Source organism: Streptomyces sp. NPDC091387, from assembly GCF_044756945.1.
GTDB lineage: Bacteria > Actinomycetota > Actinomycetes > Streptomycetales > Streptomycetaceae > Streptomyces.
The window spans coordinates 1-24,518 of sequence record NZ_JBIVTZ010000017.1; the positions used below are offsets into that span (position 1 = coordinate 1).

Here is a 24,518-nt window from a genome sequence, read left to right on the forward strand (position 1 = left end):
GAGCTACGATGCCGGACTCCACCTGCGGGCATCCATGATCTGGATCAACGACCTCACCCCGACACCAGGGTGATCACGACCTCACACACGCCCTAAGGGGAGGCCATGGAACGCAACCGCGTATCACTGTACTTGCGGCTAAGTGTCAAGGCTGGGGAGACGAACGCAAGCCTTGAGGGAATGATCAAGGAGCTGCGCGAACTCTGCGCACGCGAGGGTCTTCGCGAGGTCGCACTCCACGTCGACAACGGGCTGTCGGGCGGGTTTCGCGACCGTAAGGAATTCCAGGACTGGCTTTCCGATGCTCGGCAGCAGCGCGCGGATGTACTGGCGACGTTCCACGTTGACCGGTTGACCCGCGAGGGGCTGAACGTCGCTGCGTCACTCCTGGACGTAGTGGAGGGGAAAGACCCCACGACCGGGCGATTCGCGCATCACCCTGTCAGGCTCCTGGACGCCCGCGGAATCGATAGCGCGCACGGGGACTCGTTCAGGTTTCGGTTCGTGCTCCAGGCCGAGGTGGCCCGGTCTGAGCGAGAGCGGATGAGGGACCGGTCACGCTCGTCAGTACGTCGCCTGCGAAAGGCGCACAGGTGGCCTGGCGGGGGCTCGCCGTTCGGCTACCGAGCCGTCGACAACCCGAACGGGCCGGGGCAGGCGCTGGATATCGAGCCGGCCGAAGCTGCCGTCCTCCGGGACGCTGCGGACTGGATTCTTGCGGGTGACAACCTGACGCGCGTGTGCCGTCGGCTGAACCACGAGGGACGGAAGCCGCGGAGGGCTAAGGAGTGGTCCCGTGTGGCGCTGAAGCGGGCGCTGACGGGTGATGCGGTACTGGGAAGGATCACCGTCAACGGCGTGCTACTGCTGGACGACAAGGGACACATCGAAGCTCCGTACCCTCCCGTCATCACCACGGCCCAGTCCGCGGCTCTGCGGGCACTTCTCGCGCCCGATCCGTCGCGCCCGAGGTCAACGGGACGCCATCCCGCCCGGCTGCTCTCCGGGCTGCTCTACTGCCACGGCTGCCCGAACAAGCTGACGGTTGCCCGTCGGAGCGGAAGCGTCGTCTATCGGTGTCAAACCGGGTCTCAGGGCGGAGTGTGCGAGGGGGGCGTCAGCATCGCTGCTGAGAAGTTGGAGGAGTACGTCACGGAGCAGTACCTACAGGCTGTGGGACCTCTCCGGTACTTCCGCGAAGAAGTCCGCGTCTCAAACGCCGAGGAACTGTCCATGGTGGAGGCGGATATCGCTCACGCCGTCAGGGAGCTGGGACAGTCCGCTACGACCGACGGCTTCGCAAAGCTCCAGGGGCTTCAAGCGCGGCGGGCGGAGCTAACGGCAACGGCACCTGAGCGGCTCGTGACGCTTGTTGACACGGGAAAGACGATCAGGGAAGTGTTCGGGACGGCAATGCTGGATGATCAACGGGACATGATGGCCGACGCCTTCGAGGAGATCGTGATCCTTCCCGGGCAACGGGGGCCGAAGACGCTGGATCCTGCACGCGTGATCCTCCGATGGGCGCCTGAGGACGTCGCGGATCTGGCTGCGGACTGATCAGCTCGTGTGGCGTCGGTCACATCCGTGGGCCTCTCGTCGCGCTCCTCCGCCTCCCCGCAGGTACCGGGCGGACGGGAGGTTATCCACAGGCAGTTGGGGATAACTGCAATGAGTGCCGACAGAGGGTCAACTGGTACCGCTGTGTAGCTGCTTGCGTGCCAGACTGGCCAAAAGGACGAACTAACGACTCAGGACACTAGTTCCATCCACGCCTTGAACGCCGCCGCCCGTTCAGGTGGCGTTGGGGCCGTTCAGGCAGCAATCGCCAACGGAACGCCGGCGTTTGCCAACGGTGGCGTCGTCGGCAACCTGTGGAACGGCATCAAGAACACAGGCAACAAGATCAAGAACGGTGTTGTCGACGCTGCGGAGTTCCTGACGAATCCTGACGCCGTGTTCGAGAAGGCGTCCAGTTGGGTCAAGAACTCGATGAAGCAGTTCGCCAACTCCAAGTGGGGCGAGACGGTCACCAAGATCCCGATCGCGTTCATCAAGCAGATGGCGAACTCCATCCTTGGCATGGGGGGTGAGGACGGATCCGGCGTGGCCGCAAGCGGTGGCGTCGGCCGTGCTCTCGCGTTCGCCAAGTCGCAGGCCTGGCAAGCCGTACCAGTGGGCAGGTGCGATGAACCCATCGTTCGACTGCTCGGGTCTGATGTCGTCGATTCAGAAAGTCATCCTGGGACAGAACCCCCGGGGCCGGCTCTGGTCGACGCACAGCTTCAACGGGAACACGGCTCCCGCAGGATGGGTGCGGAATCTCCGGTCGCCGTTCCAAATCGGGATCACGAATGCCGGGGTCGGCCACACAGCCGGAACCCTCGCCGGCACGAACGTGGAAAGCCGCGGGGGGCGTGGCGTAGTCGTCGGTAAGGCTGCGCGAGGCTGGAACGATCGCCTCTTCACGTCGCATTACGGCTTCAAGCCTGCAATCCAGATGCCGACACCGAAGGGGTTTGCCGCAGGTGGATACCCGCCCGTCGGTCAGTTCTCCATCGTCGGTGAGAACGGCCCTGAGCTGGCGTACTTCAGCTCTCCGGCGCAGGTCATCAGCAACACCGACACGCGCTCGATGTTCCGTGAGGCCGCAGGCCAGCGGAGCGGAGGCGCGGCTCCCAACATCAGCGTGGAGAACCACGTGTGGGTTGGTGACCGTGAAATCACCGACATCGTGGATCACCGCATCACGGTCCGCGACGCCGAGACCGGAGCCGCGATCGAGACTGGCCGGTACGTGTAGGAAGCACACAGGGGGCTGCTCTGCCGACATGGTGGAGCAGCCCCAAACATTCCCAACTCAGCCTGCAAGGAACCGACATGGAGCCATGCAGAGCCACCAACCCGAGAGGATCAACCATGAACCACTGTGAGCCCGCCAAGAACGAGCCCGTTTCCTGCCCGCAGTGCGGCGCCGACGTCGCGCAGGTGCCCGGCCGTGGACGTATCAAGCAGTTCTGCAACCAGAGCCATGGCCGGTCCTGGCGCACCCGCATGCGGTCTGCGGGATGGCTCTGACGTCAGACGTCGGGCGGCGTACCGTCTGAGCTGTGAGCGAGCATCTCGGAGACAAGCTCTCCCGACTCCGCCGGCTATCGACCCTGACACAGGAAGAGCTGGCGGAGAAGTCAGGCGTGTCCGTCGACGTCATCCGCAAGCTGGAGCAGAAGCGCAAGGGGTCCGCCCGCTTGCCGACGCTGCATGCTCTAGCCGGCGGGCTGGGCGTCGAACTGACGACGCTACTGGGCGACCCGCCCGGCGTTCCGTCAACGGGCGAGGCAGACCCGCCGCAACTCGTGGCCGTGCGACGAGCCGTGCACCCGCTCATGTTCGCGCCTCCGCAGGAGTCTGACGGAGCGGAGGTGCTCACGTCCGACCTCCTGCGCGCGGAGATCGCGGATGCCTGGTCGATTTATCATTCGGCAGAGTTCCCGCAGCTACTCAACCTCCTCCCCGGGATCCTGGCTGACGCACGGCTGACGGCGTCGCAGGATGCAGACGGAGGACAGGCAGCGCTCGGCAAGGCATTCCAGCTGGCCGGACACCTGAGCATCCGTCTGGGCAAGCTGGACCTTGCCCTTGCTGCTCTTGAGCGCGCCATAGCTGCCGCGGAGGCGTCGGAGGATCCGCTCCTGGTCCCGATGATCTGCAACAGCCTGGCGTGGGCTTACCAGCGCTCCAACCGGCTGGACGACGCGACGAGCATCGCCCTGTACGCCGCTGACGGATTGGAGCGGGACGGCCTCACCGACGATGCGGCGGGGATCCGTGTGTGGGGCGGGCTGACGATGTCTGCCGCCACCTCCTACGCCAGGCTCGACGACTATGAGCAGGCGGACACGATGATGCGAGCCGCGGAGAAGGCTGCCGGCCGACTGGCGAAGATGCCACCGACCGAGGGAGACGGGCGGCTCCTGAGCGTCTTCAGTAAGTCGTCAGTCCGCATTGAGCGCGTACGTCTGGCCGTTCAGCACGACCGGCCGGAGGAGGCGCTACGCCTCGCCAAGGGAATGCGGCTGAGCAAAGACACGCCTGAGTCTTGGCGCACCTGGCTGCTTCTGGACGTCGCCCGCGCACACACTGACCTAGGCAATGCGGGAGGCGCTGTAAAGGCCCTTGAGAGCCTGCGTCGGGTCGCTCCGACATGGATGCGGCATCACACACTTGCGGTCGCCATTGTGAGCGACCTGTGGGAGCTGCCGGCCCACCCGCCGGGGCTCCGGAAACTGGCTGAGTTCCTCGGGGTGGAGAAATAGCGTCGCGGAAGTAGGACGCTCCGTCCCTGTTTCGCCGTCCGCCACGACGAAATGCTGAAGCCAGAAGTCAACGGCGGAGGTGCGGGAATGGATAAAACAGGGATGTGGGGCCCCGTCTTTTTGACGGATCCTCAGGTGCCGCCGGAGCCGGTCCCGAACTACGGCTGCGACATCTGCAAGGTGCTCGGCCGGCAGCGGGAGGCGGCACGCAACAGCGGGGACCCGTCGGCCGTCTCAGACTGCAACGTTGAGATCCGGCAGCACCCGCATGGGGGGCATCGATGAGCACTCGCACACTGATCCGCAACGTCTCGCACACGATCGCCCCGCATCCCGACACCGAGATCACGTACGAGGCGGACTGTCTCGGATGCCAGTGGAGCGCCGAACCGTCCACCGATGCCGCAGCCGTCGACGTGGAGTGCCTGAGCCACGCCGGCCGCAGCAACCACAGAGGATTCCGCCGGATCGTGACGGGCTTCGCGTTCGTCGTCCGTGCCGGAGAAGACCCCGTACCGACACCCAGGGTGTCCCCCACGCCTGCTGACGGCTAGGTACGGTCGCGCCCCCGATGGGCGCGGAACAAGGGAGGCGGGGCCGATCTCACCCGGCGGCTCCGCCTCCTCCCACAGACCCGCCGCCAGGGGCGTTACCTCCGGCGCGCGGAGAGCGGCAGGGGAGAGGTTGGCATACCGGGTTATCGGCCAGATTGTCCCAGCGCATGGACGCCTCCTAGGTAGCACTGACCCGAGAATAGAACACTTGTTCCCTTGATCGTTTCCTCCCCTTCGTCCCCGAGCGGATTTTGAGCCGGGTGCCGGAGGTGGTTGGCTCAGCACACCCCGAACAACCGAGTGCTGGAGGAACAGCCATGGCGCAGGTCGAGGCCACGACAGAGCGGATCATCGCGGCGGACCCGGAAGCGGTGTTCGACGTGCTGGCCGACTACAAGGACGTCCGCGGCAAGGTGCTGCCCGGCCACTTCAGCGAGTACGAGGTGCGTGAGGGCGGCGACGGCGAGGGCACCCTCGTCCACTGGAAGCTCCAGGCCACCAGCAAGCGGGTGCGCGACTGCCTGCTGGAGGTCAGCGAGCCCACCGAGGGCCAGCTCGTGGAGAAGGACCGCAACTCCTCGATGGTCACGACCTGGACCGTCACCCCGGCCGGCGAGGGGAAGTCCAAGGCGGTCGTCTCGACCGTGTGGAACGGCGCCGGCGGCATCGGCGGATTCTTCGAGAGGACCTTCGCGCCCAAGGGGCTCGGCCGCATCTACGACGAGCTCCTGCAGAATCTCGCCACCGAGGTGGAGAAGTAACCCCCGGTCCCGCTTTCCGGCCTCACCGGTTCGGGTGGTCTTTCCGCCCGGCCGGTGGTGCGCCGTAGTGGCCCCCACCGGCGGCTAAGCCTTCCGGGTGCGCCGTCAGCGCCCCTCGCCGCGTTTGCCCTCCCTTATATCGCAATGCGACAAATGGGCGGCGCAGAATGCGACGAGGGGAGCGGCACGTGGTGGGTGGGATCACTCTGGTGAAGGACGAGCCCGACGGTACGGGCGACACCGGAACGGTGCAGACGTCCGAACCGCCCCCGCCACCGGCCGCGACGGAATCAGCCGCTCCGTTCCTGCCCCCGGCATACGAGACGGACCCCCGCCGCATCCGCCTGATCTTCATCGGGCTGATGCTCACGCTGCTGCTCGCGGCGCTCGACCAGATGATCGTCGCCACCGCGCTCCCGAAGATCGTCGGTGAGCTGCACGGCCTGGAGAAGATGTCCTGGGCGGTCACCGCCTATCTGCTCGCCTCCACCATCGGGCTCCCGGTCTACGGCAAGCTCGGCGACCTCTTCGGCCGCAAGGGCGTCTTCCAGTTCGCGATCGTCGTCTTCGTCATCGGCTCCGCGCTGGCCGGCTGGTCGCGCACCATGGACGAACTGATCGCCTTCCGCGCCCTGCAGGGCGTCGGCGGCGGCGGGCTGATGATCGGCGTCCAGGCGATCATCGCGGATGTCGTGCCGCCCCGGGAGCGCGGCCGGTTCATGGGGCTCATCGGCGCGGCGTTCGGACTCGCCTCCGTGGCGGGCCCGTTGCTCGGCGGCTTCTTCACCGACCACGCCTCCTGGCGCTGGTGCTTCTACATCAACATCCCGTTCGGCCTGGTCACCTTCGGGGTCATCACCGTCGTACTGAAGCTCCCGAAGCCCACCGTCCGGCCGCGGCTCGACATCCTCGGCGCCCTGCTGCTGGCCGTCGCCTCCACCTGTGTGGTGCTGGTGACCAGCTGGGGCGGTACGGAGTACGCCTGGGGCTCGGGCACCATCCTGGGACTGGCCGCGGGAGCCGCCGGAACGACTCTGCTCTTCGTCGTCGTCGAGCACCGCGCACCCGAACCGATCATTCCGCTGCGGCTGTTCCGCGACTCGATCTTCAACGTCAGCGCCCTCGTCGGCGCGGTCGTCGGGGTCGCCCTGTTCGGCGCCGCCAGCTATCTGCCGACCTTCCTGCAGATGGTCGACGGGGCCACCGCCACCGAGTCCGGGCTGCTGATGCTCCCGATGATGGGCGGCATCGTCGCCGCGTCCGTCGTCTCCGGCCAGCTGATCTCCCGTACCGGTAAGTACCGCGTCTACCCGATCGCCGGCAGCGCTCTCGCGGCGGTGGGCATGTGGCTGCTGTCCCGGCTCGAAACGGACACCCCGCGGCTGGAGTACAGCATCGCGCAGGCGGTGCTCGGTCTCGGGATCGGGCTGATCATGCCGGTGCTGGTGCTCGCCGTGCAGAACTCCGTACGGCCCGCCGACCTCGGCACCGCCACCAGCGCCAACAACTACTTCCGGCAGATCGGCGGCAGCGTCGGCGCGGCCGTGTTCGGCACGCTCTTCGCCGGGCGGCTCGCCGACGCGCTCGAGGTGCGCCTGCCGTCCGGAGCCGGTCTGCCCGACCCCGAGTCGATCACGCCGCAACTGGTCCACGCCATGGACCCGGTGCTGCGTGACAGCTATATCCAGGCATACGCCGACGCGATGCCCCGGATCTTCCTCTACCTTGTGCCGGTCCTCGTGCTCGGCCTGTTCTTCGCCTTCTTCCTCAAGGAGAAACCGCTGGTGTCCCACCACAGCCCAGAAACCGCAGCCGAGCCCGCGACGATCCCCTCCGCCCGCGCCGGCGCGGGCGTCCAGCCCGCCGCACCGCTCTCGGGGGTTCCCGTCCGCGGCAGCGTCCAGCACCCCGACGGCACGAAGGTCCCGCACGCCGCCCTCACCCTCATCGACGTCCAGGGGCAGCAGGTCGGCAGGGGCGCCAGCGGCGACGAGGGGCGGTACGCGCTCAGCGTCCCCGGCGCCGGTTCGTACGTCCTCATCGCCGCGGCCGGGGGCCACCAGCCGCAGGCCGTCAGCGTCACCGTGGGCGAGCGGCCCGTGGAACTCGACGTGGTGCTCGGCGGTGCGGGCCGGCTGGCGGGGACCGTGATGACGGCGGACGGCGTTCCGGTGCGCGACGCGGCCGTCACCCTGACCGACGTACGCGGCGAGGTGGTCTCCTCCACCCGCAGCGGCCGCGAGGGCGGCTACGTGATCTCGGAACTGGTGGCGGGGGAGTACACCCTCGCGGCCAGCGCCCCCGCGTTCCGGCCGGCCGCGCTCCCGGTCAGCGTGCAGGCGGCCCGCGAGACCCGGCAGGACATTGAACTGGCCGGCGGCGCCGTGCTGCGCGGCGTCGTACGCGCCAGTGGCGGGCGGCTCGTCGAGGACGCCCGGGTCACGCTCCTGGACGCGGCGGGCAATGTGGTCGACACCGTGACCACCGGGCCCGACGGTGCCTTCCGGTTCGTCGACCTGTCCACCGGCGAGTACACCGTGATCGCCGCCGGCTACCCGCCGGTGGCCACGGTCCTCCAGGTCGCGGGCGGCGGGCGCACCGAAAGGGACCTCCAACTGGGCCACGAGGACTGAGCCCACGAGACAGGTGATGAAGGTAGTGCGCCCCCGAGTGCGCGGGGCGCACCACCTTCGGGGGTGATTCGGTCGATGACCGGCGAGCGCCGGTCGCGGCCCCGTACGGTGGAGCCACGTACCGCAGAACCTTGCGGTGGGGAAGGAGCCTTCCGCCCATGGACCTCGGTGTGCCGTCGCAGAGGACACCACCACCACCGCGAGACGCCACGGCGGGCCGTGTGCCGCTCGCCGTGGTCGTCGTCGACGCGGACGGACTCGTGTCGCACTGGTCGACCGGGGCCAGAAAGCTCTTCGGTGTCGCCAGGGACGACGCGGTCGGCTGCCCGGCCGGCGAACTACTCCCGGTAGCCGGGGCGTTGGAGGACCACGGCGAACCGTCCCGGGGCGGGATGTACGCCGAGTACGGCCCCGAACTCGACAGCTCCCTCAGCGGCACCGTCGGCTACCCGGCGGCGGGCCGGGCCCGGGTGGACGAACCGGACCGCGGCCGGATCGAGATCCTGTGGTGGGCCTATCCACTCGTCGGCCCCGGCCCCGAGCGGCTGCTCGTCCTCGCCGCGGACTCCGCGCAGGTGCGCGGCGCGGCGGCGGGGGAGGGCCGGGACGCCGAGACGATCGCACCCGGATTCGCCCTGCACACCGACTTCCCCGGTTACCGGGAGCTGTCCGGGCGGCTGCCCGAGATCCTGCCCAGCATGAGCGTCCACGAGGCCACCCGGATCGTCTCCCAGGTACTCGAACTCGGCTACCCCGTACTGGACTTCAGCCGCCACGACCGGATTCCGGTGACCCCTGACTGGGGAGTGCCGCAGCGCGCCGGACACCGGGACTCCGGGGAATCGCGGCACAACGCCGACGCCCGGCTCACACCCCGCGCGGCGCCCCGCCCCGAGCTGGACCTCGAATACGCGGCGGTCCGTGAACGGCTGGAATTCCTCAACGAGGTCAGCGGCCGCATCGGTTCCTCCCTCGATCTGGAGCGCACCATCCGCGAGGTCACCAGCGCCGCGGTGCCCCGCTTCACGGACTTCGCGGGCACCCATCTGCGCGCCGCGGTCCTCGCCGGTGAGGGCTTCCCGGACGGCCCGCCCGACGTCACGACGATCTGGCACCGGGTCTGGGTCGAGCACAACGACGAACCGGGCCGCTGGGACGACACCGTGCCGGTCGGCGAGTCCATCGCCTTCCCGGAACACACCCCGTTCTTCCAGTGCATGGTCACCGGCGAACCGGTCATCATCCCCTACGTCAGCGAGGAGTTGAGCAACCGGATCTCGGGCGAGTTCGAGAAGCGCGACCTGCGCCCGCTGATCACCCACCGCTCCCTGCTCATCGTGCCGCTCAAGGCCCGCGACGTGGTGCTCGGCTTCATGGTCCTGATGCGGCGCCCCGGCCGGGAGCCCTTCGACGACATGGACCGCACCACCGGCGCCGAACTCGCCGCCAGGGCCGGGCTCGTCCTCGACAACGCCCGCATGTACACCTACCAGGAGAACGTCGCGGAGACCCTCCAGGACAGCATGCTGCCCCAGGTCGAGCCGCGCATGGCCGGCTGCGACATCGCCACCCGCTATCTGCCCGGCGCCCGGCTCGGCAGGGTCGGCGGCGACTGGTTCGACTCGGTGAAGCTTCCCGGCTCCCGGACCGCGCTGGTCGTCGGTGACGTGATGGGGCACGGCCTCAACTCGGCCGCGATGATGGGCCAGCTGCGTACCGCGGTACTGACGATGGCCACCATGGAGATGCCGCCGGCACAGCTGCTGCGCAACCTGGACGACCTGGCCCAGCGCCTCGGCGAGCAGTATCTGGCGACCTGTCTCTACGCCGTGTACGACCCGATCCGTTCCGAGCTCCAGATCGCCAACGCCGGGCACATCCCGCCGGTGCTGGTCCGTGCGGAGGACGGCCGGGCCGAACTGCTCGACCTGCCGACCGGCGCGCCGATCGGGGTCGGCGGGGTGGCCTTCGCGACCGCGACCGTACGGGTCCGGCCGGGCGACCGTCTGGTGCTCTGCACCGACGGCCTGGTCGAGGTGCGCGGCCAGGACATCGGTGCCGGTCTCGCCGCGCTCTGCGCCTCCGCCGCGCACCCCGCCGCGTCGATGGACGACGCCTGCGACACGATCATCCGCGCGCTCAACCCCAGCGGCGGCCGCAACGACGACGTCGCGCTGCTGATGGCCCGGCTCAACGGCATCCCCGACGACGACGTCGTCGAGTGGCAACTCGCGCTGGACCCGCGCGAGGTGGCCCGTGCCCGCCGGATGGTCCGCGGCAAGCTGCTCGACTGGGAGCTGCCGGACGCCGTGGAGGCGGCCGAACTGATGGTCAGCGAGCTCGTCACCAATGCCGTGAAGCACGGACGCACCCATCACATCGGGCTCCGGCTGGTCCGCACCGGCGCCCTGCTCTGCGAGGTCAGCGACGACGAGCCCGCCCCCGCCACGCTCCTCGAAGTCGCCGCCGACGACGAGTTCGGCCGCGGGCTCGTCCTGGTGAGCAGCCTCGCCCGGGAGTGGGGCAGCAGCACCTCGGCCCGCGGCAAGACCGTCTGGTTCGAGATGGCGCTCTCCCGGCTGCCCCGCCTCCCGCGCAACGGCTGGTAAACGCGGCGGCCCCTGGCCGCCGGTCCTGTACGCACCCTTGCCCTGACCAGCGGGGAGCGGTAGTTCCTTGGTGTGCAAGGTGCTTCAGCGCGACGGGACTTGGGAGTGCGCATGGATGTTTCACAGCGGTACCGCGAGGCGTGGGAAGGCTTCTGGGCGGCCACCTCGGACGCGCCCGGCGAGGCGATCTGGGACGCCGACCCCTCACTGAGCGCCGCACCGCACAGCGAACTGCTCCTGCCGCACGCCGACGCCGCGCTGCCCGTCGTCGACCTCGGCTGCGGCAACGGCACCCAGACCCGCTACCTCGCCACCCGGTTCGCCCGCGCCATCGGCGTGGACCTCTCGCACGCCGCGATCGGCCATGCCCGCCGCGCGGACACCGAGGGCGTCGCCGAGTTCGCCCGGCTCGATCTGACCGACGGCGACGCGGTGCGCGCCCTGCACGAGCGGATCGGGGACGCCAACGTCTACATGCGAGCGGTGATCCACCAGAGCGAGGCCGGGGACAGGCCCGCGGTCGCCGCGGCCGTGGCGACGCTGCTGGGGGCGCGCGGCCGGGCGTTCGTCGCCGAGCTGACCCCGGCCTCCAAGGACGTGCTCCGGCAGGCGGCGCAGGGGCCGGACGGGCCGCCCAAGAAGCTGCGCCGGGTCTACGACCACGGGCTCAAGCCGGCGGACGCCACAGAGGAGGAGGTGCCCGAACTCCTGAGGGCGGCCGGGCTGACCACGCTGGACAGCGGTGACACGGCCCTGCCGCAGACCGAGCGGCTGCCCGACGGCACCCGGATCGACCTGCCGGCCAGGTGGTTCGTGCTCGCCGTCGGCTGATCCGGGGCCCGACAGGAGAGTGCCGGCCCCGGACGCGCAGACCGTCCGGGGCCCGGGGCATCCGTCAGGGCAGCAGCCGCGGCGCCCTTCTCGCGGCGACGTCCTCGACCCAGCCGAGGAGCACCACGGCCGCGGCGATGAGGACCCAGGCCACGCCGAACTGCAGCCAGATGCTGTCGAGCGGCAGATACGTCTCGAACGCGGGCACGTTCCACATCAGGTCGATCAGCGGCACGCTCACCATCAGCGCCACCTCGTGCCAGAGATAGACCGTCACGGCACGGGCGTTGAGGACCTTCACCACCCGCTCGGCCACCGGGTGGCGGCCGAGCCGTTCGAAGCCGGGCCGGAACCGCAGGAGCAGCAGGACGAAGCCGGCGGACCACAGGGCCTGGGCGAGCGGGATGTCATCGAGGTCGTAGGACCCGTCGACCCGGTGGTGCAACGCCCACCAGCCGCCTGCCGCCAGCAGGACCGGCGCCGCGAGGACGACGGGGCCGGGGCGGAGCCGGTCCAGTACCCCGTCGCGGTGGGCGAAGCCGAGCAGCCAGCAGAACAGGAAGACCGAGACATCGCTGACCGCGCTCCCCAGCCGCCCGTCCGGTACGCCGCCCAGCGCCGTCAGGACCAGGACGGGGACGAGGGAGAGCGCCAGCACCGGGAGCGGGGCGAGCCGGAAGATCCGCAGCAGGGCCGGTGACAGAAGGACGAACCAGAGGTACGTCCGCAGGTACCACAGCACCGCCCAGGCCTGCTCGCCCCACGCGTCGCCCGGCGGATCACCGACCGGCAGCACCCAGTACAGGACGTCCGCGCCGGGCACCCAGCCGTGCAGCAGCATCGCCACGCCGAGCACCAGGCCGAAGGCCCACAGCGGGATCAGCAGTCTGCGCAGCCGCCCCCGGACCACCTGCCTGGCCGGCCGTTCCAGCGAACGCGCCATGAGCGAACCGGCCAGCGCGAACATCACGCCCATGGACGGGAACACCAGCCCCAGCCAGGGCCATTCGAAGGTGTGGTAGGTGATCACGCGGACCAGCGCGAAGGCCCGCAGCACGTCGAAGTACCGGTCTCGGCCCCCGCCGGCGGGCCCACGTGGCAGGCCCCGGGCGGCCTCGGCGCGCGGCACCGCCGGGGGCGCCCCCCGTCGGTGCGCACCCGCCATCAGCGTGCCCCCGTACCGGACACGGGCGTACCGACCGAGCCGGTGCGCTTCAGCTTCTGCCAGCGCAGCCGGCCGCCGGTGGCCGCCGTGACGCACGAGTGGATCAGCACCAGGTACATCAGCTGCCGGTAGGCGAGTTGCTGGAGCGGCAGCATCAGCAGATACCGGTACTTCTCCCGGTCGAGACGGAACGCGTAGGCCGCGCAGACGAGTTGCACCAGCAGGACGGCCAGCCAGGCCAGCAGGGACGCCCTGAAGTCGATGAAGAGCATCGCGTAGAGGGTGAACACGTCGATCAGCGGTGCGAAGAGGGGGGTGACGATCTGGAAGAGGACCACCAGCGGCATCCCGACCCTGCCGAAGCGGCCCGACGGCCCCCGGTCGGTCAGGGATCCCCGGTGCTTCCACAGCGCCTGCATCGTGCCGTAACTCCAGCGGTAGCGCTGCCGCCACAGCTGGCCCAGCGATGCGGGCGCCTCGGTCCAGGCGCGGGCGTGCTCGGCGTAGACGACCCGCCATCCGGCGCGGTGCAGAGCGATCGTGATGTCGGTGTCCTCGGCGAGCGTGTCCTCGCTCATGCCGCCGACGGCCAGTACCGCACCGCGGCGGAACGCGCCGATCGCGCCGGGGATGGTGGGCATGCAGCGCAGCAGGTCGTACATCCTGCGGTCGAGGTTGAAGCCCATCACGTACTCGATGTGCTGCCAGGCACCGATTATCGTGCCGCGGTTGCCGACCTTGGCGTTGCCGGCCACCGCGCCGACCTCCGGGTCGCCGAAGGGCTGCACCAGCCGGTGCACGGTGTCGGGTTCGAAGACGGTGTCGCCGTCCATCATCACGACGATCTCGTGACGCGCCTGCCGTACACCGTTGTTGAGCGCGGCGGACTTGCCCGCGTTCTCCTGGCGCACGACCCTGACGTTGGGCAGCCCCAGGGACTCGGCGATCTCCGCGGTCCCGTCGGTCGACCCGTCGTCGACGACGATGATCTCGATCGGATGGGTACTGGACGCGAGTGAGCGGAGCGTGTGGGCGATGCACTCCTTCTCGTTGTACGCGGGGACGATGACGCTCACCGGTCCGGTGACGGCGGGACCCCAGACGAACCGGCGTCTGTTGCGCTGCCGGTAGTGGCGCCGGGCGAGGACGAGCATCATCCCGAACCGCCCCAGCACGGCGACCCCGACGACCATCAGTACGGCGGCGAGTACGGGAACCGTCCACTCGGCGACCGCGACGGCCGCGAGGAGCGCACGGCCCTCCCAGCGGGTGGCGGTGCCGGCCTCGCGGTGCGCGGCCTGTTCGGGTACGGAGCCGGTGGACGGACCGGTGGCGGGCTGCCCCGCCGCCTGCGCGGACCGGCTCCGGGACGACTGCCCGTCCCGCTGCTGGGCGCCGCTGACGGTGGTGAAGGTGTAGCCCTTCGCCTTCATCTTCTTGATGTACCGGGGCAGCGCCGCCAGGGTCTGCGCGCGATTGCCGCCCGAGTCGTGGAAGAGCACGGAGGCGCCTTTCCCGCTCTCCGGTGTGGCCAGGTCGATGATCTTGTTGACGCCGGGCCGCTGCCAGTCCTCGCTGTCGGTGTCGATGAAGACGCTCGTGTAGCCCATCGCGCCGAGCTTCTTGTAGACGGGCCAGCTGTAGTTGTCGATGGCGTTGTTCGCCGAGGAGTACGGCGCCCGGAACAGTGTGGTGGTGATGCCCGCGGCCCCTGCGAGGGCCAGCTGGGTCTGGGCGATCTCCCGGGTGACCCGGGCGGTGTCCTGGTACGACAGATCGACGTGGGTGAAGGTGTGGACCCCCACCTCGTTGCCGTCGTCGACCATCTGGCGCACCACCTCCGGGTAGCGCGAGATCATCGATCCCACCAGGAAGAACGTGCCGGGGACGTCGTTGTCGTCCAGGACGCGCAGCACCTTGCGGGTCCACTCCGGGTCGGGGCCGTCGTCGAAGGTGAGCACGATCGTCCGGTCGGGGACCGACTGCGTCCGCGCCGTGCCGCCCCGGAAGGTGAGCAGGGGGCCGCCGTTCAGGACGCTGTCCGGCACCTTGCTCGCGCTCGCGTCGGAGCGGACCCGCTGGTCGTTTCCGACCTCGGACCGCAGATAGCCGTCGAGGAGCATCACGGAGGCGAGGCCGAGCAGCAGCAGAAGGGCGATGACCACGCGCGGCCCGGGGACCGCCTGGCGGCGGACCCGCCCGATCCTGCTCATCGGGGTGCCGCCTCGGGGGTGGGCGGTGCGCCCGTGCCGCTGCCCGGCGGTATGTCCCCGCCGGGACCGCCCGGCGTGGCGGGCGCGCCGTCCAAGGGGAGCAGGGCCGAGGGGGACAGGGAGATACCGCCCATGAAGGAGAGGCCGAGCACGGCCGTGTACCCCGCGCAGGCGATGCCGAGCGCGATGCCCGCACGGCGCAGCAGCCGGGCGCGGCGGCCCGAACTGTCCACGAAGACGGGCCCTTCCGGCGCCTCGGTCCGGGCGGTGCGCGCGTGTTTGCGGCGTCGGCCGGGCACGGCCGGTTCTCTGTCGACAGCGGTATCGGAATGCATTTGCGTATGCTGACCAACCGCTATGTGCGAAGTCTGAGGACTTGCTGGCCGAACGCTGTGGATACGTCCGCAACCTGTTCGCCGGCTGAGAGCGGACGGGCCGCCGTTCGTTGCCCATCCTGTCCGTGGAGGCAGCAACTCTGCTGCTCTGTGGATGTGTTCACCCCTCAGGTGCCTGTCCGCGTGTTGTCCGGCCGTGAATTTCCTGTGGATGGGGACGACAGGTGTGTGTGAGAGGTTTTCGGTGCGCCCCTCCCTCTGCGCCGCAGTTCCGGGACACGCTTCACCGAAAGCAGGTGCAAACACCATGCGTATGTCATCGCCCCGGGCCACCGCTGCCTTCGCCGGACTTCTCGCACTCCTGCTCGTCTGCTCCGGCTGCGCGACCGGCACCGTGGCGGACCAGAGCGCCGGCTCCGCACCGCGCCGCCCCGGCGCCACCGCGTCCGCCGCCGGAGCGACGGCGTACACCCCCTACGCCAGCGCCACGACCGCCGCCGGCACGGACACCGCCGGTTCCCCGGACACGTACAACCTGGCCTTCGTGGTCGCCGACGGTGACGCGTGCACCCCGGTGTGGGGCGGCAGCGCCGCGGCGACCGACCCCGCGGTGGTCGCACGCGTCGCCGCGCTCACCTCCTCCGGCGCCGACGTCCGGGTCTCCTTCGGCGGCGCCGCGGGCACCGAACCGGCGCTCGCCTGCGACAGCGCGCGGGAACTCGCCGATGCCTACGGGCAGGTGCTCGACGCCGTCGGCGCGACCAGGGCGGACTTCGACATCGAGGGCGACGCGCTCACCGACACGGCGTCCGTCACCCGCCGCAACGAGGCCCTGCACCTGCTCCAGCAGGAGCGGGACGTGGACATCACGTACACCCTGCCGGTCATGCCCGACGGGCTGGAGGCCGACGGAACCGCCGTCCTCGACGACGCCGTCGCGCAGGGCGTCGACGTCTCCGCGGTCAACATCATGGCGATGAACTACAGCTCCTCGCACGACGGCGACATGGGCGACTACGCCCGGCAGGCCGCAGAGGCGGCCCACGGCCAGATCGCCGACCTGCTCGGACTGTCGGAGAAGAAGGCCTGGCGGGCCCTGCACATCACCGTGATGATCGGCGTCAACGACGTGGCGGGGGAGACCTTCACGCTCGCCGACGCGGCGTCGCTGCGCAGCTTCGCCCGGAGCGTGGGAGTCGGTGCGCTCTCCCAGTGGGCGGCCTTCCGCGACCGGCCGTGCACCGGCGGGAACACCTCGAAGGCGAGCGACACGTGCAGCGGCGTCGAGCAGACGGCGGGGGCGTTCGCGAAGGCGCTGAGCGGTTGAGCGCTGCCGGGTGGCCGCCGGCCGGGCAGTCCCTGAGCCGCCGCGCCCCGGAAACCGTCAGCGCCCCGTCTCCTCCCGCACCAGCGTCATGAGCGCCCGAGCTCCGGGGCTCATGGACCGTGCGTCCGGAAGCACCACGACGCTCTCGTAGTACGGCTGGACCGCCCCGTCGAGCCGGACCGTCACCAGGTCCCGCGCCTCGGGCTTGCGGGAGAAGTGGTGCGGCACCACCGCGATGCCGAGCCCCTCCTGCACCAGCTCCAGCAGGCTGTGCACGTCGTTGACCTCCAGCGCCACCGTGCGGCGCACCCGCGCCGACGCGAACGCCTCGTCGGCCGCCCGGCGCGGACCCCAGTCCGGATGGAAGTCGATGAACGGCTCACCCGGCAGCTCCTCCCACCCGACCCGCTCCGTCGCGGCCAGCCGGTGACCGGGGGCGCACAGCAGGACCATGGGCTCACGGGCCAGCGGGACCAGCTCGCCGCGCCACTCCACGGAGCTCACCGTGGCGGCGAACGCGATGTCGAGCCGCCCGCCCGCCACCCCGTCCACCAGGCTCGTCGTCCCCTCCTGGCGGAGCCGGATCTCCATGTGCGGGTGCGCACGGTGGAAGGCGGCGAGCAGCCGCGGCAGGCTCACCCCGGCCACGCACTGCTCGACGCCCACCGACAGGGTGCCGCGCAGCAGCCCCCGTACGGCGTCGACGGCGTCCTTCGCCGCCCGCGCGCCCGCCAGCGTGCGCTCGGCCTCCACCAGCAGGGCGCGCCCCGCCTCGGTCAGCCGCACGCTGCGGGTGGTCCGGCTGAACAGCGGGGTCCGCAGCTCCTGCTCCAGCGCACGGACGGAGGCGGAGAGGCCGGACTGCGACACCGCGAGGCGCTCGGCGGCCCGGGTGAAGTGCTGCTCCTCTGCGACCGCGACGAAGTGTTCCAGCTGGCGCAACTCCATGATTGAGAAATATAGACGCTGAATCCAAGCGGAATCTCCTGTTGGACTGCTGGATCGATGTGGGCGAGCCTGGACCCTGCAAGCTCGCCGGGGCGGAGCCGAACAGCAGCCCGTCCCCGGCGGACCGGAACGACCTCTCCCGTGGAGCCCCGCATGTACATCCCGTCCGCCGACCGCTACCAGGACATGCCCTACCGGCGCACCGGGCGCAGCGGGCTGAAGCTGCCGGCCCTCTCGCTCGGCCTGTGGCACAACTTCGGCGGGGACCGGACGCCGGAGACCCAGGGGCAGATCCTCCGCAGGGCGTTCGACCTCGGCATCACCCACTTCGACCTGGCGAACAACTACGGCCCGCCGCCCGGCTCCGCGGAGAGCGCGATGGGCCGCGCGCTGAGGACGGACTTCGCCCGGCACCGGGACGAGATCATCGTCTCCACCAAGGCCGGCTACCTGATGTGGGACGGCCCCTACGGGGAGTGGGGCTCGCGCAAGAACCTGCTCTCCTCGCTCGACCAGAGCCTCGGCCGTCTCGGGCTCGACTACGTCGACATCTTCTACTCGCACCGGCCCGACCCCGAGACCCCGCTCGAAGAGACGATGGGCGCCCTCCACTCGGCGGTCCAGCAGGGCAAGGCGCTCTACGTGGGTGTCTCCAACTACTCGGCCGAGCAGACCCGCGAGGCCGCCCGGATCCTGAAGGACCTCGGCACCCCGCTGCTCATCCACCAGCCGCGCTACTCGATGCTGGACCGCTGGGTCGAGGACGGCCTGCTCACCGCCCTCGACGAGCTGGGCACCGGCTCCATCGCGTACTCCCCGCTGGAGCAGGGCATCCTCTCCGACCGCTACCTCCGCGGCATCCCGGAGGGTTCACGGGCGGCGGGCAGCAGCCCGTTCCTGTCGGCCGACTCGGTCACCCCGGAGCTGGTCGGATCGCTCCGCGAGCTGGACCAACTGGCCTCCGAGCGCGGTCAGTCGCTGGCCCAGATGGCGCTGGCCTGGGTGCTGCGCGGCGGCCGGGTCACCTCCGCCGTCGTCGGCGCGAGCAGCGTCGCCCAGCTGGAGAACAGCGTCCAGGCGGTCCGCAACCTGGAGTTCAGCGACAAGGAACTCAGCCGGATCGAGAAGCTCCTGAAGGGCGCCAGGCGCCGCTGAGGCCCGCTCCGGGGCCTTCCGCCGGACCTCCTTCAGTGGAGTGGACCACTGGAGGTCCGGACAGCCCTGGCCTGCCCGTTCCGCGACGCGTACCGTGTGGCCGCATGAAGATCCTCGTCAGCGCCGACATGGAAGGCGCCACCGGTGTGACGTGGCCGGCCGATGTCCTGCCGGGCTCCCCGCAGTGGGAACGGTGCCGTTCCCTGTTCACCTCCGACGTCAACGCCGCGGCCCTCGGGTTCTACGACGGGGGCGCCGACGAGGTGCTCATCAACGAGGCCCACTGGACCATGCGCAACCTGCTGCTGGAGCGGCTCGACGACCGGGTCCAGATGCTGACCGGCAAGCACAAGTCGCTCAGCATGGTGGAGGGCATCCAGCACGGGGACGTCGACGCGGTCGCCTTCGTCGGCTACCACACGGGTGCCGGTACGGAAGGGGTCCTGGCCCACACCTATCTCGCCAACTCCATCACCGGGGTGTGGCTGAACGGGGTCAGGGCCAGCGAGGGGCTGCTCAACGCGCACGTCGCCGCCGAGTACGGCGTCCCCGTGGTCCTCGTCACCGGGGACGACCTGACCTGTGTGGACGCGCGGGGGTACGCCCCCGACGCCCGTACGGTCGCGGTCAAGGACTACGTCTCGCGGTACGCCGCGGTCTGCCGCACCCCCGCCCGTACCGCCGCCGATATCCGTGCGGCGGCCAAGGAGGCGACGGCGCTCGCCGGGCGGTACCCGGCGGTCGACGGCGGACCGTTCACCGTGGAGCTGGAGTTCGACGCCGAGCACCTGGCCGCGGCGGCCACGGTCGTACCCGGCGTGGCGGCCTCCGGCGAGAGGCGTGTCGCCTACACGAGCGAGACGATGTACGAAGGTATCCGCACGTTCAAGGCGGTGACGACCATCGTGTCTTCCGCCGTGGAGGAACAGTATGGCTGAGGTGACCAACCCCAAGAACAGCGTCGATGACCTCGCGCTCGACGAATCGGTGACGTTCACCTCCGAACTCATCCGGATCGACACCACCAACCGGGGCGGCGGCGACTGCCGCGAACGCCCGGCGGCCGAGTACGTCGCGGAGCGGCTGGCCGGTGCCGGACTCGACCCCGTGCTCCTGGAGCGCACCCCCGGCCGTACCAACGTGGTCGCCCGGATCGCGGGCACCGACCCGTCCGCCGAAGCGCTCCTGGTCCACGGGCACCTGGACGTGGTGCCCGCTGAGGCCGACGACTGGACCGTGCACCCCTTCTCCGGCGAGATCCGCGACGGGGTCGTCTGGGGCCGCGGCGCCATCGACATGAAGAACATGGACGCGATGGTCCTCGCCGTCGTCCGGTTCTGGGCCAGGGCCGGCATCCGGCCCCGCCGCGACATCGTCATCGCGTACACCGCCGACGAGGAGGCCAGCGCCGACGACGGCTCGGGCTTCCTGGCCGATCAGCACGCCGGACTCTTCGAGGGCTGTACGGAGGGCATCAGCGAATCGGGCGCCTTCACCTTCCACGCCGGACCGAACATGCCGCTCTACCCCATCGCGGCGGGCGAACGCGGCACCGGATGGCTCAAGCTCACCTCACACGGCAAAGCGGGGCACGGCTCCAAGGTCAACAAGGCCAACGCGGTCAGCGCGCTGGCCGCCGCCGTCGCCCGTATCGGCGCACACGAATGGCCGGTACGCCTCACCCCGACGGTCCGCGCCGCGCTCACCGAGATCGCCGCACTGCACGGCATCCACCCCGACCTCGACGCCCCCGGCTTCGACGTGGACGAACTCCTCGGCAAGATCGGACCGGCCGCGGCCCTCGTCGAGCCGACCGTCCGCAACAGCGCCAACCCGACGATGCTGGACGCCGGTTACAAGGTCAACGTGATCCCCGGCCACGCCACCGCGTTCATCGACGGCCGGATGGTGCCCGGTGGCGAGGACGAGTTCCACGCCACCATGGACCGGCTGACCGGCCCCTCGGTCGACTGGGAGTTCCATCACCGCGAGATCGCCCTGGAAGCCCCGGTCGACTCACCCACGTACGCCAGGCTCCGGGCCGCCGTCGAGCGGTTCGACCCGGACGGCCACGTGGTGCCGTACTCCATGTCCGGCGGTACCGACGCCAAGCAGTTCTCCCGGCTCGGCATCACCGGCTACGGCTTCTCACCGCTGAAGCTGCCCGTCGGCTTCGACTACCAGGCCCTCTTCCACGGCGTGGACGAACGTGTCCCCGTCGAGGCGCTGCACTTCGGCGTCCGGGTCCTGGACCACTATCTCCGCACCGCCTGACCCACTCGGGGGAATCGAACATGGCAACCACAGGGGCCTACGGAAGCTGGCCGTCACCGATCGACGCCGCGACGGCCGCCTCGCGGGACGGCCGGCCGGAGTACGTCGAAGCCGTCGGTGACGAACTGTGGTGGACGGAGCCGCGCCCGGCCCAGGCAGGCCGGCGCGCCCTCGTGCGACGCCTGGCCGACGGGACCACCGCGGAGCTGCCCGCCCCCTGGAACGTCCGCAGCCGCGTCATCGAGTACGGCGGACGGCCCTGGACCGGCACGGAACGCGCCGAGGGCGGCCCGCTGATCGTCTTCGTCCACTTCGACGACCAGCGGCTGTACGCCTACGAGCCGGACGGACCCGGCGAACCCCGGCCGCTCACCCCCGTCTCGCCGGTCGGCGGCGGACTGCGCTGGGTCGATCCGCGACTGCACCCGGACCGGGGCGCCTCGGGCGAGGTCTGGTGCGTCCTGGAGGAGTTCACCGGCGAGGGACCGGGCGAACTGCGCAGGCTGATCGCCGCCGTGCCGCTCGACGGCTCGGCGGCCGACGACAGGCCGGCGGTACGCGAACTCTCCGACGCCCGGCACCGGTTCGTCACCGGGCCCGAGCTCTCGCCCGACGGACAGCAGGCGGCCTGGATCGCCTGGGACCACCCGCGGATGCCGTGGGACGGCACCGAGGTGATCGTCGCGGACATCGGCGACGACGGTACGTTCCACGCCCCCCGGACCCTCCTGGGCGGTCCGGAGGAATCGGTACCCCAGATCCAGTGGGCCGCGGACGGAACGCTGCTCCTCGCCAGTGACCGCAGCGGGTGGTGGAACCTGTACCGCGCGGGTCCGGACGGCAACGCGGTGCAACTCTGCCCCAGGGAGGAGGAGTTCGCCGGACCGCTGTGGAAGATCGGCCTCAGCTGGTTCCGGCCGCTGGAGAACGGGCTGATCGCCACCCTGCACGGCAAGGGGTCCACCACGCTCGGCATCCTCGACCCGGAGACCGGCAGCCTCGTCGACATCGCCGGACCCTGGACCGACTGGGCGGGAACGCTCGCCGTGCAGGACAGCCGGGTCATCGGCATCGCCGCGAGCCCGCGCAGCGCGTACGAGATCGTCGAGCTGGACACCTCGACCGGGCACACCCGGATCATCGGGGCACCGCACGAGGACGCCGTCGACCCCGCGTACTACCCCCGGCCCGCGGACCGCACCTTCGCCGGTCCGGGCGGCCGGGAGATCCACGCCCACATCTACCCGCCGCACAGCCCCGACCGGACCGGCCCGGCCGACGAGCTGCCGCCCTACGTCGTATGGGCGCACGGCGGCCCCACCGGCCACGCGGCCCTCGTCCTCGACCTCGAGATCGCCTACTTCACCTCGCGCGGCATCGGCGTGGCCGAGGTCAACTACGGCGGCTCGACCGGTTACGGACGGGCCTACCGCAACCGCCTGCGCGAACAGTGGGGCGTCGTCGACGTGGAGGACTGCGCGGCCGTCGCCGGGGCACTCGCCGCAGAGGGCACCGCGGACCCGCACCGGCTCGCCGTCCGCGGCGGCAGCGCCGGCGGGTGGACCACCGCCGCCTCGCTGACCGGCACCGACGTCTACGCCTGCGGAACCATCATCTATCCCATCCTCGACCTGACCGGCTGGGGCACGGGGGAGACCCACGACTTCGAGTCGCAGTACCTGGAGTCGCTGGTGGGCCCGCTCGCCGAGGTCCCCGACCGCTACCGCGAACGGTCGCCGATCACCCGCACCGACCGGCTCACCACGCCGTTCCTGCTGCTCCAGGGCGAGGACGACCCGATCTGCCCGCCCGTGCAGTGCGAACGCTTCCTCGTCGCCGTGGAGGGGCGCGGCATCCCGCACGCCTACCTCACCTACCCGGGCGAGGGCCACGGCTTCCGCCGCGCCGACACCATGATCAGTGCGCTGGAGGCCGAACTCTCCCTCTACGCGCAGACCTTCGGCATCGAGCGGACCGACGTGCCGCGGCTGGAGCTGCGGAAGTGACCCTCGCGGCCTCCGCACCCCTCGTACCGCTGACCCGCCCGGCCCGGCTGCGCGCGGGCGCCAGGGTCGCCGTCGTCTCCCCGAGCGGACCGGTGCCCGTCGACCGCCTGGAGCCCGGCCTCGACGTCCTGCGCGGCTGGGGCCTCGACCCCGTGACGATGCCGCACGTCCTGGACGTGCACCCCGAGCTGGACCACCTCGGCGGTACGGACGGGGCGCGTGCCCGGGATCTCCAGGACGCCTGGTGCGACCCGTCGGTCGACGCGGTGATCTGCGCCCGGGGCGGGTACGGGGCGCACCGCATGGTCGACCTGCTCGACTGGGCGGCGATGCGGGCCGCCGGGCCCAAGGTGTTCGTCGGATACAGCGACATCACCGTGCTCCACGAGGCGTTCGCCCTGCGGGCCGGGCTCGCCACCCTGCACGGCCCCATGGCCGGCACCGAGACCTTCCTCAAGGACCCGCGCACCCAGGAATCCCTGCGGGCCACCCTGTTCGAGCCCTGGACGGTACGGACACTCGGGCTCGACGGAGCGGCGGCCATCGTGCCGGGCCGGGCCCGGGGGATCACCTACGGCGGCTGCGTGAGCCTGCTGGCCGCCGATCTGGGCACCCCGCACGCCCGCCGGTCGGCCCGCGGCGGGCTGCTGGTCATCGAGGACACCACCGAGGACCCGTACGGCATCGACCGCATCCTCACCCAGCTGCTGCGGGCCGGGGCGCTCGACGGCGTCGCCGGGGTGGCCTGCGGCTCCTGGACGGGCTGCGGGCCGTACGCGAAGGTGCGGGCGGTGCTCGCCGACCGGCTCGGCGGCCTCGGTGTCCCCGTCGTCGAGGAGCTCGGCTTCGGCCACGGCTCCACCGGGCTGACGATTCCGCTCGGGGTGCCGGCCGTGCTGGACGCACCCGCGGACGGCGGGCCCGCCACCCTCACGGTCGAGGTGCCGGCGCTGGTCTGAGCGGTGCGGGCGGGCTCCCCGGCCCGAACCTGCGGCGGCACGGCGAACCGATGAGGTGAGCGCCTGCCGCACCCCGCCACCCGGATGGGCGTACAGGACCGCCCACCGGCACCCGGACGGAGCCATCCTGGTGCTCCGGGGGCGAGGCGCGCGCCAGGAGCAGGGAAGGGGCCGGTTCATGAGCCCGAAAGATGTGTCGAGCGGCGGGACGAGAGGCACCGGGCCGTTCACCCCGGCCCGCATTCTGGTCCTCGTCATCGCGGTCCTGTCGGTGGTGTTCATCGCGGAGAACACCGGCGACGTGACGGTCCGCCTCCTGATCCCGCTGGTGACCATGCCGCTCTACGTGGCGCTGATCGTGATGTTCGTGGCCGGGATGGCCTGCGGCGCCTACGTCTTCCGCAGGCGGCCCAAGTAGCAGCGGCGATCTCC

Annotated in this window: 20 protein-coding genes; 15 read left to right on the forward strand and 5 right to left on the reverse strand. The window is 70.6% G+C overall.

All coding sequences use genetic code 11. From position 1 onward, the window contains the following. The first annotated feature begins 105 nt into the window (after window positions 1-105). The gene (locus ACIQM0_RS30460; protein WP_401292715.1) at window positions 106-1,560 is read left to right on the forward strand and encodes a recombinase family protein; all 1,455 of its coding nucleotides are present in this window, start codon (window positions 106-108) and stop codon (window positions 1,558-1,560) included. Window positions 1,561-1,814: 254 nt separating this feature from the next. Here ACIQM0_RS30460 and ACIQM0_RS30465 read toward each other — a convergent pair whose 3' ends face one another. Continuing rightward, the gene (locus tag ACIQM0_RS30465; RefSeq protein WP_401292718.1) at window positions 1,815-2,075 is read right to left on the reverse strand and encodes a hypothetical protein; all 261 of its coding nucleotides are present in this window, start codon (window positions 2,073-2,075) and stop codon (window positions 1,815-1,817) included. Window positions 2,076-2,188: 113 nt separating this feature from the next. Between ACIQM0_RS30465 and ACIQM0_RS30470 the strand changes: the two genes are divergently transcribed. The 7 genes from ACIQM0_RS30470 (at window position 2,189) to ACIQM0_RS30500 (ending at window position 11,704) form a co-directional block, all read left to right on the forward strand. Then, window positions 2,189-2,803, forward strand: coding sequence for a hypothetical protein (locus ACIQM0_RS30470; RefSeq protein ID WP_401292721.1), 615 nt, complete (start codon window positions 2,189-2,191; stop codon window positions 2,801-2,803). Between the two features lie 307 nt (window positions 2,804-3,110). Then, complete coding sequence (locus ACIQM0_RS30475; protein ID WP_401292723.1) at window positions 3,111-4,316, forward strand: helix-turn-helix domain-containing protein; 1,206 nt, start codon at window positions 3,111-3,113, stop codon at window positions 4,314-4,316. Between the two features lie 281 nt (window positions 4,317-4,597). Further along, window positions 4,598-4,870: a hypothetical protein gene (locus ACIQM0_RS30480; RefSeq protein WP_401292725.1), complete on the forward strand. Its 273-nt coding sequence runs from the start codon at window positions 4,598-4,600 to the stop codon at window positions 4,868-4,870. A gap of 317 nt (window positions 4,871-5,187) precedes the next feature. Then, complete coding sequence (locus ACIQM0_RS30485; RefSeq protein ID WP_401292728.1) at window positions 5,188-5,631, forward strand: SRPBCC family protein; 444 nt, start codon at window positions 5,188-5,190, stop codon at window positions 5,629-5,631. A 188-nt stretch (window positions 5,632-5,819) separates the two neighbouring features. After that, window positions 5,820-8,264 (forward strand): MFS transporter, encoded by a 2,445-nt coding sequence (locus tag ACIQM0_RS30490; RefSeq protein ID WP_401292730.1) that lies wholly within the window; start codon window positions 5,820-5,822, stop codon window positions 8,262-8,264. Window positions 8,265-8,422: 158 nt separating this feature from the next. After that, a complete protein-coding gene (locus tag ACIQM0_RS30495) occupies window positions 8,423-10,873 on the forward strand; it encodes a SpoIIE family protein phosphatase (RefSeq protein ID WP_401292732.1) in 2,451 nt (816 codons plus the stop codon). A gap of 111 nt (window positions 10,874-10,984) precedes the next feature. Beyond that, entirely contained in the window at window positions 10,985-11,704 is a 720-nt protein-coding gene (locus ACIQM0_RS30500; RefSeq protein ID WP_401292734.1) for a class I SAM-dependent methyltransferase, read from the forward strand. A 64-nt stretch (window positions 11,705-11,768) separates the two neighbouring features. On the opposite strand, the gene ACIQM0_RS30505 is transcribed toward ACIQM0_RS30500, so the two are convergent. Genes ACIQM0_RS30505 through ACIQM0_RS30515 form a run of 3 tightly spaced genes read right to left on the reverse strand, consistent with a single transcriptional unit; the run spans window position 11,769 to window position 15,417 of the window. Then, window positions 11,769-12,869, reverse strand: coding sequence for an acyltransferase (locus ACIQM0_RS30505; protein ID WP_401292737.1), 1,101 nt, complete (start codon window positions 12,867-12,869; stop codon window positions 11,769-11,771). Continuing rightward, window positions 12,869-15,082, reverse strand: coding sequence for a bifunctional polysaccharide deacetylase/glycosyltransferase family 2 protein (locus tag ACIQM0_RS30510; protein WP_401292739.1), 2,214 nt, complete (start codon window positions 15,080-15,082; stop codon window positions 12,869-12,871). The genes ACIQM0_RS30505 and ACIQM0_RS30510 overlap by 1 nt, the downstream gene beginning before the upstream one ends. After that, window positions 15,079-15,417 (reverse strand): hypothetical protein, encoded by a 339-nt coding sequence (locus ACIQM0_RS30515; protein ID WP_401292741.1) that lies wholly within the window; start codon window positions 15,415-15,417, stop codon window positions 15,079-15,081. The genes ACIQM0_RS30510 and ACIQM0_RS30515 overlap by 4 nt, the downstream gene beginning before the upstream one ends. 313 nt (window positions 15,418-15,730) lie before the next feature. On the opposite strand from ACIQM0_RS30515, the gene ACIQM0_RS30520 reads away from it, so the two are divergent. After that, window positions 15,731-16,744 carry a chitinase gene (locus ACIQM0_RS30520; protein WP_401293081.1) on the forward strand — a complete coding sequence of 338 codons (1,014 nt, stop codon included), beginning with the start codon at window positions 15,731-15,733 and terminating at the stop codon, window positions 16,742-16,744. A gap of 57 nt (window positions 16,745-16,801) precedes the next feature. Here ACIQM0_RS30520 and ACIQM0_RS30525 read toward each other — a convergent pair whose 3' ends face one another. Further along, window positions 16,802-17,692 carry a LysR family transcriptional regulator gene (locus ACIQM0_RS30525; protein WP_401292743.1) on the reverse strand — a complete coding sequence of 297 codons (891 nt, stop codon included), beginning with the start codon at window positions 17,690-17,692 and terminating at the stop codon, window positions 16,802-16,804. A 153-nt stretch (window positions 17,693-17,845) separates the two neighbouring features. Between ACIQM0_RS30525 and ACIQM0_RS30530 the strand changes: the two genes are divergently transcribed. The 6 genes from ACIQM0_RS30530 to ACIQM0_RS30555 all read left to right on the forward strand — a co-directional run bounded on the left by ACIQM0_RS30530 (window position 17,846) and on the right by ACIQM0_RS30555 (window position 24,504). Continuing rightward, window positions 17,846-18,847: an aldo/keto reductase gene (locus ACIQM0_RS30530; RefSeq protein WP_401292745.1), complete on the forward strand. Its 1,002-nt coding sequence runs from the start codon at window positions 17,846-17,848 to the stop codon at window positions 18,845-18,847. A gap of 104 nt (window positions 18,848-18,951) precedes the next feature. Then, window positions 18,952-19,785, forward strand: a complete 834-nt coding sequence (locus ACIQM0_RS30535; protein WP_363020729.1) for a M55 family metallopeptidase — start codon at window positions 18,952-18,954, stop codon at window positions 19,783-19,785. After that, a complete protein-coding gene (locus tag ACIQM0_RS30540; protein WP_401292747.1) occupies window positions 19,778-21,121 on the forward strand; it encodes a M20/M25/M40 family metallo-hydrolase in 1,344 nt (447 codons plus the stop codon). The genes ACIQM0_RS30535 and ACIQM0_RS30540 overlap by 8 nt, the downstream gene beginning before the upstream one ends. Before the next feature lie 20 nt (window positions 21,122-21,141). Then, window positions 21,142-23,127: a prolyl oligopeptidase family serine peptidase gene (locus ACIQM0_RS30545; RefSeq protein ID WP_401292750.1), complete on the forward strand. Its 1,986-nt coding sequence runs from the start codon at window positions 21,142-21,144 to the stop codon at window positions 23,125-23,127. Then, complete coding sequence (locus tag ACIQM0_RS30550; RefSeq protein ID WP_401292753.1) at window positions 23,124-24,086, forward strand: LD-carboxypeptidase; 963 nt, start codon at window positions 23,124-23,126, stop codon at window positions 24,084-24,086. Before ACIQM0_RS30545 ends, ACIQM0_RS30550 begins: the two co-directional genes overlap by 4 nt. Before the next feature lie 178 nt (window positions 24,087-24,264). Further along, a complete protein-coding gene (locus tag ACIQM0_RS30555) occupies window positions 24,265-24,504 on the forward strand; it encodes a LapA family protein (protein WP_363020725.1) in 240 nt (79 codons plus the stop codon). Window positions 24,505-24,518 lie beyond the last annotated feature (14 nt).